Annotated in this window: 11 protein-coding genes; 5 read left to right on the top strand and 6 right to left on the bottom strand. The window is 72.0% G+C overall.

What is annotated here, in order from left to right; genetic code table 11:
* Positions 1 to 47: 47 nt before the first annotated feature.
* The 3 genes from D7V88_RS28915 to D7V88_RS28905 form a co-directional block, all read right to left on the bottom strand.
* Positions 48 to 2,012 (bottom strand): serine/threonine protein kinase, encoded by a 1,965-nt coding sequence (locus tag D7V88_RS28915; protein ID WP_120543850.1) that lies wholly within the window; start codon positions 2,010 to 2,012, stop codon positions 48 to 50.
* A gap of 397 nt (positions 2,013 to 2,409) precedes the next feature.
* Complete coding sequence (locus D7V88_RS28910; protein WP_120543849.1) at positions 2,410 to 3,591, bottom strand: TfuA-like protein; 1,182 nt, start codon at positions 3,589 to 3,591, stop codon at positions 2,410 to 2,412.
* Positions 3,588 to 4,757 (bottom strand): YcaO-like family protein, encoded by a 1,170-nt coding sequence (locus D7V88_RS28905; RefSeq protein ID WP_244238456.1) that lies wholly within the window; start codon positions 4,755 to 4,757, stop codon positions 3,588 to 3,590. The genes D7V88_RS28910 and D7V88_RS28905 overlap by 4 nt, the downstream gene beginning before the upstream one ends.
* Before the next feature lie 121 nt (positions 4,758 to 4,878).
* Between D7V88_RS28905 and D7V88_RS28900 the strand changes: the two genes are divergently transcribed.
* The 5 genes from D7V88_RS28900 (at position 4,879) to D7V88_RS28880 (ending at position 7,937) form a co-directional block, all read left to right on the top strand.
* Positions 4,879 to 5,358 carry a peroxiredoxin gene (locus D7V88_RS28900; protein WP_120543847.1) on the top strand — a complete coding sequence of 160 codons (480 nt, stop codon included), beginning with the start codon at positions 4,879 to 4,881 and terminating at the stop codon, positions 5,356 to 5,358.
* Between the two features lie 208 nt (positions 5,359 to 5,566).
* Positions 5,567 to 6,190: an RNA polymerase sigma factor gene (locus tag D7V88_RS28895; RefSeq protein ID WP_244238455.1), complete on the top strand. Its 624-nt coding sequence runs from the start codon at positions 5,567 to 5,569 to the stop codon at positions 6,188 to 6,190.
* Positions 6,190 to 6,726 (top strand): zf-HC2 domain-containing protein, encoded by a 537-nt coding sequence (locus tag D7V88_RS28890; protein ID WP_120543846.1) that lies wholly within the window; start codon positions 6,190 to 6,192, stop codon positions 6,724 to 6,726. Before D7V88_RS28895 ends, D7V88_RS28890 begins: the two co-directional genes overlap by 1 nt.
* A gap of 5 nt (positions 6,727 to 6,731) precedes the next feature.
* Positions 6,732 to 7,220 (top strand): hypothetical protein, encoded by a 489-nt coding sequence (locus D7V88_RS28885; protein WP_120543852.1) that lies wholly within the window; start codon positions 6,732 to 6,734, stop codon positions 7,218 to 7,220.
* 129 nt (positions 7,221 to 7,349) lie between these two features.
* Positions 7,350 to 7,937, top strand: coding sequence for a DUF4136 domain-containing protein (locus D7V88_RS28880; protein WP_120543845.1), 588 nt, complete (start codon positions 7,350 to 7,352; stop codon positions 7,935 to 7,937).
* Between the two features lie 12 nt (positions 7,938 to 7,949).
* Here the strand turns inward: D7V88_RS28880 and D7V88_RS28875 are convergent, their stop codons facing one another.
* From D7V88_RS28875 to uvrA, 3 genes are all read right to left on the bottom strand, one after another.
* Complete coding sequence (locus tag D7V88_RS28875) at positions 7,950 to 9,095, bottom strand: chemotaxis protein (protein WP_120543844.1); 1,146 nt, start codon at positions 9,093 to 9,095, stop codon at positions 7,950 to 7,952.
* A 141-nt stretch (positions 9,096 to 9,236) separates the two neighbouring features.
* Positions 9,237 to 9,800 (bottom strand): glutathione peroxidase, encoded by a 564-nt coding sequence (locus D7V88_RS28870; RefSeq protein WP_208726533.1) that lies wholly within the window; start codon positions 9,798 to 9,800, stop codon positions 9,237 to 9,239.
* A 34-nt stretch (positions 9,801 to 9,834) separates the two neighbouring features.
* A complete protein-coding gene (gene uvrA / locus D7V88_RS28865; RefSeq protein ID WP_120543843.1) occupies positions 9,835 to 15,138 on the bottom strand; it encodes an excinuclease ABC subunit UvrA in 5,304 nt (1,767 codons plus the stop codon).
* Between the last annotated feature and the right edge of the window lie 87 nt (positions 15,139 to 15,225).

Genomic DNA, 15,225 nt, shown 5'->3' with positions numbered 1-15,225 from the left:
CACGAGGCCCCCTCCCCCTGGGTAGTGCGACCCCGCGAAGCGAGCCGTCAGCCCTCGTCCACGTTCACGAAGGACTGCACCGGAACCACGTATTGCAAGTGGCCCGGGACCTGGCGAACCGTGGCCGTGTCCGGCGGAGTTCGACTCCCCGGTCGAGGGGGCTGCGACTCAAAGCCGGGCAGGCGATCCTCGTCCGAAATGTAATCCATGCAGACCGGCAGGATGGTCCCATCCGCCTTGGTCACCTCCGTGACCAGGAACCGCGTGCGGGTCTTCCCGAAGATGATTCTCACCTTCATGCGATGTTCCCCGCCCCTGCCACCCCACGGGGGAAATGAGTCGATCCTCATGGACCGCAATCCCGGGGAGATCGGGACAAAGCCCACATATTGGTCCTCCACCGCGGACGTCCAAAGGGAGACCCCCTGGGGTGGAATCTTCAGCTCCCGCATGGCCTTGGCGGCCCCCCTGGGGCACGGGTCGTGGGTGTCGCCCTCGCTGCGGATCCTGCCCGTGCCGCCCCCGCAGGAAGCACCCACGCAGGCCGCGGCGGCCGCTCCGGCGAATTTGCGAAGCACCCCCCCGTCCGTGCGCAGAGGCTTCACGGTCGTGGGCGTGGCCGCGACCCGTTCGGCGTCCTGAACGGGCGCGGATGCCGCCTCCTCGGGGGAATCCCCCGCATCCGGGGCGGACGCCACCGCGAGCACGGAGGCGTCGGGAAGACTCGGGGTTGGCGTCACGGACGAACTTCCTTTCTCTGAATCAAGCGGGACAGCGGGGCGGCGGGTGCTCGGAACCGACCGGAACAGACCGAAGACCAGCAGGCCCAGGAGCAGGACCCCCAGGCCCAGCAACCCGGCGATGCGGTGACGCCGCGCCCCGGACAACAGTGGAACGTCCAGGGGCGTCTCCTCCCCTGGAACGGACGCATCAGGGGACGGAGGCAACTCGGTGGATGGACCTGGGGTCGCGACCCGATCCGGCACGGGCTCCGACTCATGGACGGGCCCGGCGGTCCCGGGGAACTGGGACAGCGACACCACGCCCCGGTCCACCAACGGCGCCTCCCGGTCCACCGGGATGTCCAGCGACAGCTTCCACTCCTGATGGCGCTTGTCCTTCGCGGCCTCCCAGAGGGCCTGCAGCAGCGTCTCCGTGCTCGAATAGCGATCCTCGGGGCGCTTGGAGAGCAGCCGCATCGCGATGTCGCCCAGGGCCTGGGGCACCTTGGGGTTCACCTCATGCGGGGCGCGCGGCACCACCGTCTCAATGGCGGGCAGCAGCCGGTCGTAGGGCAGCCTCGGGTCGAACGCGTAGCCGTCCGTCAGCGATTCATAGAGCAGCGCGCCCAGCGCGTAGAGGTCTCCGGGCACGCCCGCGTCGAAGTTCGCACCCGACTTCCAGGAGCCCTCGCGCAGGAAGGCCACGCACTCGGGCGGCAACAGGTGCGGGGACGCGGGCGCCACGCCCACCGTCAGCGTGGAGGCGCCCGGGATGCGCGCCGTGCCCAGGTCGATGAGCACCGGCCGCTCATCCACGCGGCGGATGAGCAGGTTGTCCGCCTTCAGGTCCCGGTGGTGCACACCCCGCCGGTGCAGATCCGCCACCACCCGCACGACCTCCGTGTAGACGGTGAGCAGGTGCGCCGCGGACGGCTTCACCCGCCAGCGCCACTCGTGGAAGGTCTCTCCGTCCACGTAGTCGGTGACGTGGAAGAAGTAGCCATCCGGCGGCGCGGGCCAGCGATCCACCGCGTGCACGCGCGGCAGGTTGGAATGTGGCGCGCAGGCGAGCAGCGCCGCCACTTCACGCGACAGCCGGCCGTTGACGTCCTCCTCCTCCGCGGCGTGCGGCCCCGCCGGACGCAAGGCAATCTTCAGCGCGTAGACGTGCCCGCCCCGCTCCACCTTGAACACCCGGCCGAAGCCTCCCGCCCCCAACGAGCCGACGATGCGCCACGGTCCGACGTGGTGGCCGACTTCCAGTTGGTCCGGGTGGAGCGGCGTCGTCATAGCCCTGGCTCAAGAAGCGACACAACCTGCGAAGTAGGAGCGCGGTGTCGGTGAAACAAGACCGCCGGGGAGACCTTCCCTGTCGCATCCCACCACGGAGGTTGGATTCCCCGCAAACCGCGAGCGCACCCGGCCGTTGACGGCGCGGGCCACCTCGGCGGAACCACCCAGGGAGCGGTGCTCAATGCGGACAACCTCCGGGGTTGACCCTAGCTGGCCGTGCGGGGCTGTCACGTTTTTTCACGACGTCCTGGGAAGGCGGACCCCTGAGCGGACGGCCAACCCGGCAGGGAGCCCGGGGGCCTTCGGGTTTCGGTGAGACACGGTGTATCGCCCGGACACGGCGGTTTGCTCCCCGGCGGGGTCCTGCCGACCTCGCTGTCTGGGATTGCTCGCGTCAGTCGCCTTCGGCCGCGTCCTCGTCCGTGGCATCCGCCTGTGACAGCAGCGCCCGGGCAGCCTGCTCCCACTGGCCGCCCAGCCGGGCCTCGGACGCCAGCGCTTCGTCCCACGAGGGCCCGTCCGGCAGCAGCCGAGAGGCCTGCGCCAGGGCCAGCCGCTCCAGCGCGCGCGTCTCACACAACCGGCGCAGGCCCGGCGCGTCCAGCCCGCTGGCGGCGAGGAAGGCCTCGCGGCGCGAAGAGCGCACGCCCCGCTCCTTCCACCACGCGGCCTCCTCGGTGGCGATCTCCTCCTCCGTCACCGTGAGGCCCAGCGAGCGCACCCACCCGGCGAGCAGCGCCCTGCGCAGGCCCGCCTCCGCCCAGGCCGCCGCGTCCGGGGCGCCGCGCAGCAGCTCCAGCACCTGGCCGGAGTCCACGGCCCGGCCCCCCACGCGCGTCACGTCCTCCACCAGCCGCCGACGCCGCACCAGCGACGAGGGATTGCGCCGCGCGCCCGGCATCGCGGGGGCGGACAGGCCCACGAACTCCGCCGCGGAGCGCACGCACGCGATGGCATCCAGCCGCTTGAGGTCCTCCACCCCGTCCGCGAACCACGCATCCCAGGCCGAAAGCGACGGGGCGGACCAGGCGGGGGCCACCGCCTCGCGGATCCGCGCCCAGGTGCGCTCCTGGTAGAAGAGGCCCGCGGCCGCGTCCACCAGGGCCTGCGCTCCGGAGCGTCCCAGCACGCGGGCCTTGCGCGCCCGCTCCGCTTCGTGCCGCACGTTGACCAGGGGCACGGTGAGCGGACGCCAGCCGTGTTCCGCGTCCGCGTGCAGCAGTGCCACCTCCGCGTCGTCCACCACCACGCCGTCGCGGTACCAGCCGAAGATGCGGCCCACGCCCACCATGCCGTGCGAGGCCAGCTCCGCGGCGCGCAGCGCGCCCATGCTGCCGCCGCCGAACACCGCCACGCCCGCCTCCATCGCCGCGAGCAGTTCGTGGTGCCACACCGACGGCTGCGCCTCGAAGACACCGTCCACCAGCACCAGCGCCCGGGGCTTGAGCGACAGCGCCCGCCACACGTCGCCCTGGCGCGCCGGGGGCAGCACCGTGCACGGCGCCAGCTTGTGCGCCTCCGCCGCGGGCAACGAGGGCCCCAGGAACACCACCAGGTCTTCGGCCCGCCGCTTCACAGGAGCTCCGATACGCGCATGCCCGGTACCACGACCTTCCACACGTGCAGCCCGCCCAGCGGGGCGTCCAACGCCATCGCCGCCACCTGGGCGAAGCCCGCGCCCTCCAGCAGGGTCAACACCGTGCGCACCCGCGCCGCCACCGTGCGCGTGCGCCGGGAGTCGACCTCCGGGATGTCCTCCGCGAGGTGCCGGGGCCGCACCTCCGACAGCGCCTGGGCGAACCCCAGCGCCGCGTCGCGGTCCGCCGCCTCCACGTCCTCGCGCGCGCCGTGGATGTCCGTCAGCCGCGACTGCGCGGCCTCCAGCAGGGCCTTGAGCAACGCCTCGTCCCGCTCCAGCGCGCACGCATAGCCCGCGGTGAGCGGCACCGGCCCCTCCTCCGCGTCCACCAACACCGCCGCCGCCACCGGCAGCCCCACCGTCCCACGCGCACGGAGCGCGGGCGTCACGTCGAAGAGGTACGCGTGGAACCCTCGCGCGTGCAGCGCTTCCCACAGCGCGGCCGTGCGCGGCGCCCCGTCCCGCAGACTGTCCGGGCGCACCATGCGCTTCACCACGCCGGCCTCCGTCCACCCTTCCGGCAGCGCGCGCGAAAGCTGGTCGCGCTCGGTGGCCTCCAGGAGCGCGTGCAGCAGGGCGCTCTCGGCGTCCGGATGGGCGCCGGAGCCGTTCGTCGTCCAGCCCACCGACACCGGCCCCAGCTCCACCGTTCCCGACGGCGGGCAGTACACCCCCTGCGCCGGTACCCAGAGGGACTGGCCACTTCGCAGGTCCTTCGCCTCGCACCACGCCAGCCGCACGTCCGGCCCCGCGAGCCTCGGCACCGCCACCTGCCCCGCGGACCCCAGGGACTCCACGCCCCAGACGGGGGCGCCTGCCCGTTCGAGCTCCGCGCGGGTGCCCCAGCGCAGCCGCTCCGGGCGCACCGTCTCCGCCGCCCACAATTCCGCCGTCTCCAGGAGCGCGCCCCGGGCGGCGTCCTCGAAGGTGAGGCCCTTGCCGTTGCAGACCTGGAGCACGTGGCCTCCGGGGCGCACCGCGCAGGCCACCTCCACGCCGGTGCGGTCCAGGCCGGTGACGCGCGCCACCCGCGTCACCCCCAGGGCGGTGGCGAGGGCGCTGCGGAAGGCGGGGTCGTCGAGTTCAGTCCTGGCAGGCAACACGATGGGAGACCTTAGCCAGATTCCCGACGGACCGGGCGGCCGGCGCGGCGCGGCGTGGGATGACGGGGAAAACGTGGTAGGGGATGGCGGACCCCGCTGCCCCGGGAGGAGCACGCACCGCATGATTTCTGTCGGAGACCTCGCGCCAGACTTCGTCGCGACCGACTGCCACGGTCAGGACGTGCGGCTGTCGGGGCTGCGCGGCCGGCGGGTGGTGCTCTTCTTCTTCCCCCGCGCCTTCACGGTGGGGTGCACCATCGAGAACCGGGCGTTCCGGGACAACCACGAGCGGATCCGCGAGCTGGGCGCGGAGCTGGTCGGCGTCTCCGTGGACACCCTCACCACCCAGTGCGACTTCGCCGAACAGGAGGGCATCCACTTCGCCCTGCTGGGGGACGACGAGCGGCGGATCAGCCGCGCGTGGGGCGTGCTCTGGCCCCTGCTCAACGTGGACCGGCGCGTCACCTTCATCATCGGCGCGGACGGCACCGTCGAACACGTCATCCAGCACGAGGTGCGCGTCTACCGGCACCTGGACGACGTGCTGAAGTACCTCCAGACGCACCCCGCCGCCCCCGGCGGGACCAGCGCCTCCGCCTGACGCCGGTGCCCTGGAGGTGGCCGCTCGCGCCCGACGGGTCCCCGGGCAGGCCGTTCCCCCTCCAGGCCGGCCCCGGGCCTGCTCTGGGCCGTCCCCAGGTCGCCCGCAAGCCTCCGGGCCCGGCTGCCGGATTCCGGACGCCCGGTGGATTTCCAGGGCGAAATCGCCCGGAAAATAACCTTCTGTGCGCTGGCGGGTTGGAGGCCATGTGAGCGGACGGGTCCTAGGACTGGCGCGGCCTGGACAGGGCGCGGGGACTCCCACGGATGAGGCCCTGTGTGGGGCCTTCCTGGCGGGGGACGCGGCGGCGTTCGGCCAGCTCTTCGAGCGGCACCGGGGGCTCGTCTTCGCGCTGATGCGCCGCTACACCACGAGCGCGGAGGACGCGGCGGACCTGACGCAGCAGGCGTTCCTCCGGGCCCTGGAGGCTTCGCGCCGGGTGTTCGCGCGCTTCAACCCGACGACGCCCGCGCCCTTCCGGGCCTGGCTGGTGCGGGTGGCGCTCAACCTGGCGAAGAACCACGCGCGGCAGGGCTTCCGGTGGCGGCCGGTGCTGGTGGAAGCGGTGACGGACGACGTGGCGGGGGATCACGGGGAGAGCGTGGAGGCGGCGCTGGAGCGCACCCAGCGCGGACAGCAGGTGCGCCAGGCGGTGCTCGCCCTGCCCCGCCGCCAGCGCGAGGTGCTGACGCTGCGGGTGGACGGCGGACTGCCGTTCAAGGACATCGCCCAGACGCTGGGCATCACTGAGAACAACGCGAAGGTGCAGTTCCACCACGCGGTGAAACGCTTGAAGGCCGACGTGACCGGGACACCAGGGGAGAAGCCGTGATGGGTGCGTGCGTGGAATACGAGGAGCAGGCGAGCCTCCACGCCGCCGGGGCGCTGGAGGATGAGGAGGCCACGCGCTTCCGGTCCCACCTGGAGTCCTGCGCGGCCTGCCAGGCGGAGGTGGCGTCCGCCCAGGAGGTGCTGGGCCTGGTGACGCTGCCGCCCCAGACGGCCATCGAAACGCGCGCGCAGGAAGGCCTGGGCGCGCGGACCCTGGCGGCCTGGCGCCGGGAACAGACGCGCCGGTGGATGGGACGCCGGGCGCTGGGTTCGCTCGCCGCCGTCGCCGCGGTAGTCGCGCTGATGCTGGGCCCGTCCGCGCTGGAGCGGCTCAAGGCACCCCGGACGGGGACAGGGATGACCGTCCCGGTGGCGGGCAGCGGCGGCGACGACCTGGACGCGGAGACGATGGCCGCGTTCGAGGCGTGGGCCGGACTGGAGCCGCTGGACTCGGACGCGCTGGCGTCCATCCCGGACGGCGACGACGACATGGTGGATTGGGACGACGACTTCGACGACCTGGGAGAGGCACTGTGAAGACGATGAAGCGGATGACCTGGGCGTTGGTGTTCGCGCTGCCGGTGATGGCCCTCGCCCAGCCCGGCGCGCAGGGGCCGGAAGCGCGCGACCCCGAGCGCACGGCGAAGGCTGAACAGCGGCAGCGGCTGCGCCAGGTGCTGGAGCTGGCGGACACGCTGGAGCTGGACAGCGCGCAGGCCCTGAAGATGGATGAGACGCTGCGCCGCTTCGATGAGCGCCGTCGGCCCTTGCGCGAGCAGGTGCGGGACTCTGCTCGCACACTGCACCTGGCTTCGCGGGGCGACAGCGCGGCGCTGGGGCAGGTGGACGCGGCGGCGCAGAAGGTCTTCGACGCGCGGGCGCAGATCTCCGCGTTGGACCGGGAGATGTATCAGGCGCTCGCCAAGGACCTGCCCCCACAGAAGCGCGCGCGGCTGGCCGTCCTCCTGGCCCGGTCGGAAGGCGCGAAGTGGTTCAAGGGCAAGGGAGACAAGGGACCGCGCGGCGACTGAGCTGCCCCTGACGGGAGTCGGAGGCGGACAGGCGGGCATGAGCGGGACATCGCCCCGGGAGGTGCCCAACGTCATGAAGCCGACCGTGTCCCGTTCCCCGGGGCACACCGCGTCCCCGAGGAGGCCGCCATGCGTCTGCTGTCCCGTGTCGTTCCCGTGCTGGTGGGCCTGGGGCTCGCGTCCTGCGCGGGCGTTGACGTAGGCACCAATTACGACCCCGCGGCGGTGCAGCGGATCGACAACTTCCGCACCTATTCGTGGATGGCGCAGCCCCAGAAGACCCAGGACGCGCGCATCAACAACGACATCACCGATGCCCGCGTGAAGGAATCGGTGGACCAGGACCTCCAGTCGCGGGGCTACCGGAAGGTGGACGCGAGCGAGAACCCGGACTTCCTCATCGGCTGGCAGGGCGCCATCGACACGCGGCTGTCGGAGGAGATGGTGGACAGCTACTACGGCTACCCGTGGGATCCGTTCTGGGGCTCGTACTACGGGCCGTACGGCGGCGCCGGAGAGACCTACGTGCGCCAGTACGACGTGGGCACGCTCATCCTCGACGTGGTGGACGCGAAGGAGAAGAAGCTCGTGTGGCGCGGCACGGCCCAGGCGAACCTGGGCGACACCCCGAGCATGCAGAGCGCCGGCAAGAAGCTCGACGAAGGCGTGGAGAAGATGATGAAGGAGTTCCCGCCCAAGGCGGAGAAGCAGAAGTAGGCACGGCCCCGCTCAGTGGGAGCGCCGCAGGGCGCGCGTGAGCACCCACGCGCCCAGCAGTCCGCCCGCGCCCACCAGCGCCACCAGCAGCACCAGCCACAGGAAGACCCGGTCCACCAGGGGTCCCAGCCGGTCGAACGCGTGGTCCACCCAGCCGCGCGCCAGCCCATCCAACTGCTGGAGCGTGGCCACGCGTTCGGCGTGCAGCGCGTCCACCACCGCCTGCCGTTCGCGGCCCACATCCGCGAGCACCGCCTGTCGCTCTTCGGTGACGAAGCCCTGGAGGCCCAGGCGTTCGGTGTGCAGCGATTCCAGGACGGCCTTGCGTTCGTGGGCGATGAGCGCGGGCGTGTTCGCGGCCACGGAGCCCACGCGCTCCAGCAGATCCACGGTGCGGCCCATTTCCGACAGCGTGGACTGGAGCAGGGGCGAGCGCATCGCGTCGTCCACGACCAGCTCCGCCTGCCAGCGCGCCTGTCGGGGCAGGCTGGTCGCGTAGAGGTCCACGCGCGAGGTGAGGTCCCGGGTGTCCTCGACGAGTCCCGCCGCCGTGGAGCGCAGTCCGCCACCGGAGGCTTCGGTGACGGAGGCCAACAGCGGCGCGGTGGAATGGCGCGTGAGGAGCGGTCCCGTCAGGGGATGCTCCGCGGCCCACCCATGCACGATGTCCCGCGCCCGGGACACGTCCTCGCTTCCGGTGATCTCACGCCACTCGTCCTCGAGCTGGGCCTCCATGTCCTCCAGCGATTCGCGGGCGGCGGACAGCAGCTCCGGAGGCGTGTCCTCGGCGAATTGGGGCAGCGCGTCCTGGATCTGCACCAGCAGCGCCCAGGCGTCGATGAGCGCGGCCACGGGGTCCGGCTGGAAGAGCGCGCTCTGCATGGCGGGCACGGAGTTGGCCTTGAAGCGCAGCATGGTCCCGGCCACCTTGGGCGAACCGGAGCGCACGGCGAGGTCATCCGCCAGGGCCTCCAGCAGTCCGGAGAAGCGCCGGGCCAGGTCGCGCACGCGGGCACGCAACACGGCCACGGACAGGTCCGAACGGCCCACGCGCGTGGTCAGCTCCGAACGCTGGGACTCCACCGACGCACACCCGCCGACGAGCGCCGCGAACAACACACCGGTCACGAAGCGGGAAAGAAAAGAGGGCAGGGACATGGGCCGGGACCCAAGCTGCGCATGTCCGCGCGCCCCGCCGAGCAGCCCCCGGGAAGCAAGGCCGCGTCGGAAGTCGGACGGCCTCGCATCCCACCCCGGCGCGGCCCCGGAAGCACCGGGTCCGGCACCGGGGAACGAACGTCACTTCTCCGCGAGCGCCTTGTCGAGCGCGGCCTTCAGCTCCGGGCTGTCGGGCGTGACGCTGCTGGGGAAGACGGCCTTCACCTGGCCATCCTTGCCCACCACGTACTTGTGGAAGTTCCACTTGGGCTCGCCGTGGTCCTTGGCGAGGAAGGCGTAGACGGGGGACTGGCCCTCGCCCTTCGTCTTCACCTTCTCGAACATGGGGAAGGTGACCTTGAAGCGCAGCTCGCAGAACTTCGCGATCTCCTGCGACGTGCCCGGCTCCTGCCCGCCGAAGTCGTTGGACGGGAAGCCCAGGACGACGACGCCCTTGTCCTTGTAGCCCGCGTACAGCGCCTCCAGGCCCTTGTACTGCGGCGTGTAGCCGCACTCGGACGCGGTGTTCACGACGAGGGCGACCTTGCCCTGGAAGTCCGACAGCTTCTCGGGCTTGCCGTCCAGCCGGTTGGCGGAGAGCTGATGCAAGGACATGGGCTTCTTCTCGGTCTTGGGTTCCGCGGCGGAGACCGCCGTGGAGAGGGAGAGCACCGTCGCGACGGTGAACAGCAGTGGGGTTCGCATGCGACGCGCAGGATGCCGGAAGGGGTTCAAGGTTTCACCGTCCCCGCGAAGCCACGCGGGTCTTGGGTTCTTCAGTGGAAAAAACCGTCTTCAACACCCGGCCCGTGGGCGTCTTGAGCTTCGCCACCTCGCGGGGCGTTCCTTCGCCCACGATGCGGCCACCGCCCTCGCCGCCCTCCGGCCCCAGCTCCACCACGTGGTCGCCCGCGGCGATGACCGACGGGTGGTGCTCGATGACCACCAGCGTGTCGCCCCGGTCCACCAGCCGGCCCAGGAAGGTGATGAGCTTCTCCACGTCGCCCAGGTGCAGGCCCGTGGTGGGCTCATCCAGCACGTACAGCGTGGGCTCGTGGCGGGAGGTGGCCGTCAGCTCCGCGGCCAGCTTCAGCCGCTGCGCCTCGCCACCGGACAGCGTGTTGGAGCCCTGGCCCAGTTGCAGGTAGCCCACGCCCAGGTCCGCCAGGCACACCAGCGGCGCGGCCACCTTGGGCAGCGAACGGAACACGTCCTTGGCTTCGTCCGCGGACAGGCGGAGCACGTCGCCCACGGTGAGGCCGTGGTAGCGCACCTCCAGCGTGGCGGCGTCGAAGCGCGCGCCGTTGCAGGCCTCGCACGGCGTGACGACGTCGGGCAGGAAGGACATCTCGTGGGAGATGGCGCCCTGCCCTTCGCACACCTTGCAGCGGCCGCCGCTCGCGGTGTTGAAGGAGAAGCGCGCAGGCCCGAAGCCGCGAATCTTCGCCTCGGGCGTGGCCGCGAACACGCGACGCAGCTCGTCCCAGATGCCCAGGAACGTGGCCGGCACCGAGCGCGGCGTGCGGCCGATGGGCGACTGGTCCACCGACAACACCCGCTTGATGGACTCCACGCCCTTGAGCGAATCGAACGCGCCGGGCTTCGACGTGACGAGCCCCAGCCTGTCCCTCAGCGCCGGGAACAACACCTGACGGATGAGCGTGCTCTTGCCGGAGCCGGACACGCCGGACACGACGTTGAGCCGTCCCACCGGCAGCCGCAGATCCACGCGCTGGAGGTTGTTCGCGCGAGCGCCCTTCAGCTCCACCCACGCCTGGGGTTCGCCCCGCCCTGACGGAGGCCGGACCTGCGCGGCCCGGAGCGCGAGCGCGGTGGGAGAGTCCGACTCCAGCACCACGTCCGGAGAGCCCTCGGCCAGGATGTGGCCGCCGCCCCGTCCGCCCGTGGGCCCCAGGTCCAGCAGGTGATCCGCCGCGCGGATGGTGTCCGAGTCATGCTCCACCACCAGCACCGTGGAGCCCGTGTCCACCAGCGCGCGCAGGTTGTCGAGCAACCGGTGCGTGTCACGCGGATGCAGGCCGATGGTGGGCTCATCCAGCACGTACAGCGCGCCGGTGAGGCCCGCGCCCAACTGCGCGGACAGCCGCAGCCGCTGCATCTCGCCACCGGACAGCGTGGCCGCGTTGCGGTCCAGGGACAGGTAGCCCAGGCCCACGCGCTCCAGGAACTCCAGCCGCCGCAGCATCTCCTGCCGCGCCGTCTCGCCCAGCAGCGCCCGGTCGCCCTTGAGCTTCCAGGTGCGCACGCGCGCGAGCGTGGCCGTCACCGACGTCTGCACCACCTCGTGGTAGCGAGCGCCCTCCAGCCGCACCGCGCGAGGCATGGGCGCCAGCCGACTGCCGCCGCACGTCCTGCACGGGGCTGTCTCCCCCTCCGCCATCGCCGTCGCGCCGCCCTGCACGCCGGTGCCTTCGCACGACTCGCAGCGGCCCTGCTTCGTGTTGAAGGAGAACCAGCGCGGATCCAGCTCCGGCACGGCGGTGCCGCACTTCGGGCAGGTGCGCTCACTGGACAGGAGCGTCTCCGCCTTGCCCGTGCGGACCTTCAACGCGCCCTTGCCCCAGTTGAGCGAGGACTCGAACAGCTCGCGCGGCAGCTTCGCGAGCCTGCCCTCGTACATCACGAGGTCGATGTCGTGTTCCTTCGTCTTCGCCAGCCGGGGCGGGTCGTCCGTGGACGCCAGCTCCCCGTCCACGATGGCCTGCGTGATGCCCGCGCGGGCCGCCGCCGTGAAGACATCCAGGTACGTGCCCTTGCGAGCACGCACCGCGGGCGCCAGCAACTGCCCCTCGCCCTTGGTCCCGGTGATCTGCGCGAAGAGCGCCGCCGGCGTGGTGGCACCGATGGGCGTGTCGTCGTTCGGGCAGTGCGGCTCGCCAATCTTCGCGTACATCAGCCGCAGGTAGTGGGCCACCTCGGTGACGGTGGCCACGGTGCTGGTGGCGCCCGCGCGGGACGTGCGCTGCTCCAGCGCCACGGTGGGCGGGATGCTGCTGATCCGCTCCACGTCCGGACGCGGCAGCGTCGGGAGGAACTGCCGCGCGTAGGGCGTCAGCGTCTCCAGGAAGCGGCGCTGCCCTTCGGCGAACACCACGTCGAACACCAGCGAGCTCTTGCCGGAGCCGCTGGGCCCCGTCACCACCGTCATCTTCCCCAGGGGGATGCGGCACGACACGTCCTGGAGGTTGTGCTCGCGCGCGTGCTCCACCTCGATGGCGGGCGGAGCCTCCTTGCCCGGCTTGCGCAGCTTCACCGTGCGGGCCAGCGGCTTGCCCTCGCCCCGGAGCGCGGCGGCGGTGGCGCTGCCCTTCACCTTCGCGACGTCCTCGGGCGTGCCCTCCGCCACCAGCCGGCCACCGTCGCGACCGCCCTTGGGCCCCAGGTCGATGATCCAGTCCGAGCCCTTCATCACCGACACGTCGTGGTCCACCACCAGCACGCTCGCGCCCCGGTCCACCAGGGCGTGCAGCGACGCCATCACGTGGCGCACGTCCTCCGCGTGGAGGCCGGCGCTCGGCTCGTCGATGAGGAACAGCGTGCCCTTCGCGTCGCTCGCCAGCGCGCGCGCCAGCTTCAGCCGCTGCGCTTCGCCACCGGACAGCGTGGACAGGGGCTGGCCCAGGGGCAGGTAGCCCAGGCCCAGGCGCTGCGCCGGGCCCAGGGTGCGCTTGAGCGCCGCGTCGTCGCCGAAGTGCTGGAGCACTTCATCCAGCGTCATCTCCAGCACCTGCGCCACGCTGAAGCCGTGGTGCCGGACGGCGAGCACCTCCTCCTTGAAGCGCCGGCCCCGGCACACCGCGCACAGCAGGGCCACGTCCGCGAGGAACTGCATCTCCACCGTCTCGTAGCCTTCACCCGCGCAGGCCTCGCAGCGGCCCTTGTCCACGTTGAAGGAGAAGTGCGCGGACGTCAGGCCGCGCACCTCCGCCTCGGGCTCCGACGCGAAGCGCTCGCGCAGCCGGTCCCACGCCTTGGTGTACGTGGCTGCGTTGCCGCGCGACGTGCGCCCCAGCGGGGACTGATCCACGAAGGTGATGGCCTCCACCTGCGCGCCGCCCTCCACCGCCGCCACGTCGCCGGGGGTCTCCACGTCCTTGACGCCCAGGCCGCGCGCCAGGTGCCGGTAGAGCACCTCGTCCATCAGCGTGCTCTTGCCGGAGCCACTGGGGCCGGTGATGGCGCACAGCACGCCCAGCGGCACGCGGACGGACACGTCCTTCAGGTTGTGCTCGCGCGCCTCGCGGATGACCAGCTCGCCCGTGCGGGTGCGCGGCGTGCGCGGCGCCTCCGTGCCACCGGACAGCATCCTTCCGGTGGGCAGGTCCTGACGCTTCGCCAGCGCCTCCGGGGTGCCGTCGAAGCACAGCGTTCCACCCTGGCGTCCCGCGCCCGGGCCCAGCTCCAGCACGCGGTGCGCGGAGCGGATGACCAGCGGATCATGCTCGATGACCAGCGCGATGTTGCCCCGGTCCGCCAGCTCCGCGATGGCCTCCGTGAGCGGCGGCACGTCCCCCGGGTGCAGGCCCACGGTGGGCTCATCCAGCACGAAGAGCGCGCCCGTGAGCGACGTCCCCAGCGCCGCGGTGAGCGACACGCGCTGCGCTTCTCCGCCCGACAGCGTGCGCGCGGGACGGTCCAGCGTGAGGTAGCCCAGGCCCACGCGCTGGAGGTAGCGCAGGCGGCCGGAGAGTTCGCGCCGCGCCAGGTCCCCCTGCCCCGTGAGCGTCTTCAGCGCCTCCAGGCGCGCAAGGCCCTCCGTCAGCTCCAGCCCGTGCCAGCCCGGCAGGTCCAACCCACCCACGCGCCACGCGCGGGCCTGCTCGTTGAGCCGAGCGCCCTGACAGCTCTCGCAGAGCGTGTACGCGCGATAGCGGGCCAGGAGCACGCGCACGTGCATCTTGTACGTGCGGCCCTCCATCCACTTGAACCACGCACGCACGCCCGGATAGGCACGGCCCTCGTCGTAGCCGCCCGACCCTTCGAGCACCGACTCCCGCTGCGCGGCGGTCAGCTTCTCCCACGGCTTGTCGAGCGGGATGTTCTTCTGCCGGCACCAGCGCTGGAGCATGTCCCGCTCCCAGCTCGTGGACTGGCCGGACCACGGCCGGATGGCGCCCTCCGACAGGCTCAGCGACGGATTGGGGATCACCTTCCCCCAGTCGATGCCGATGGTGCGTCCGAAGCCGCGACACGGCGCGCACGCGCCCACCGGGCTCTGGTAGCTGAAGAGGCCGGGCCGCGCGGGCTCGAATTCGCGCGCGCACTTCGGGCAGACGAGCCCGCGGCGCAGCCGCTTCGGCGGGGACTCCGGCAGGTGCAGCAGCGCTTCGCCATCCGCGCGCGCCCACGCATCCTCCAGCGCCTGGGTGACGCGTGACAGGTTCGCGTCCGACAGCTTCACCCGGTCCACCACCACCTGCGCCACGCCCGCGGGGTCGGTGGATTCGCCCGGCTTGAGCGTCTCCAGCTCCTTCACCTCGCCCTGCACCATCAGGCGGTGGTAGCCGTCCTTGAGCAGGCGGGCTCGCGCATCCAGGAACGCGGACGTGTCCGGGATGCGCACCGGGAAGGTGAAGACACCGGTCGCCTCCGGGTGTTCACGCAGGGCCGCCTGGGCGGCCACGCGCGCGTCGGTGCGGACCGCCTCCAGGCCGCAGTCCGGGCACACCGGCATCGCTTCGCGGGTGAAGAGCGCGGACAGGTACGGCTCCACGTCCGCCAGCGTCGCCACCGTGGAGCGCGAGCTCTTCACCGGCGCGCGCCGGTCCACCGCCACGCCCGCGGCCACCGGCTCCAGCGCCACCATGGGCGGCCGCTCCAGCCGCTCGAGGAACTGCCGGGCATACGGGCTGAAGCTCTCCACGAACCGCCGCTGGCCTTCCGCGTAGAGGGTGTCCAGCGCGAGGCTCGATTTGCCGCCTCCGGACACGCCGGTGATGCAGACGAATTCCCCCTCCGCCAGGTCGACGGAGAGATCCTTCAGGTTGTGGGTGCGAGCGCCAACGAGGTGGGTCTTGTGCATGCCGGCCGGAGGTTTAACGAGCCGACACTCCCGCGCCAATCACAACGTCGAGGAACGCACCGTCGGATGCCCGGGTGGGTTGGGCGG

The sequence above is a fragment of the Corallococcus terminator genome, from assembly GCF_003611635.1.
Taxonomy (GTDB): Bacteria; Myxococcota; Myxococcia; order Myxococcales; family Myxococcaceae; genus Corallococcus; species Corallococcus terminator.
Note: the sequence above shows the minus strand (reverse complement) of the source record. Positions and strands in the feature narration are given on the sequence as shown.

Coding starts and splice junctions, on each gene's coding strand:
- uvrA (WP_120543843.1), bottom strand. CDS start 15,138: ATGCACAAGACCCACCTCGTTGGCGCTCGCACCCACAACCTGAAGGAT.
- D7V88_RS28885 (WP_120543852.1), top strand. CDS start 6,732: ATGAAGCGGATGACCTGGGCGTTGGTGTTCGCGCTGCCGGTGATGGCC.
- D7V88_RS28900 (WP_120543847.1), top strand. CDS start 4,879: ATGATTTCTGTCGGAGACCTCGCGCCAGACTTCGTCGCGACCGACTGC.
- D7V88_RS28880 (WP_120543845.1), top strand. CDS start 7,350: ATGCGTCTGCTGTCCCGTGTCGTTCCCGTGCTGGTGGGCCTGGGGCTC.
- D7V88_RS28890 (WP_120543846.1), top strand. CDS start 6,190: ATGGGTGCGTGCGTGGAATACGAGGAGCAGGCGAGCCTCCACGCCGCC.
- D7V88_RS28875 (WP_120543844.1), bottom strand. CDS start 9,095: ATGTCCCTGCCCTCTTTTCTTTCCCGCTTCGTGACCGGTGTGTTGTTC.
- D7V88_RS28915 (WP_120543850.1), bottom strand. CDS start 2,012: ATGACGACGCCGCTCCACCCGGACCAACTGGAAGTCGGCCACCACGTC.
- D7V88_RS28870 (WP_208726533.1), bottom strand. CDS start 9,800: ATGCGAACCCCACTGCTGTTCACCGTCGCGACGGTGCTCTCCCTCTCC.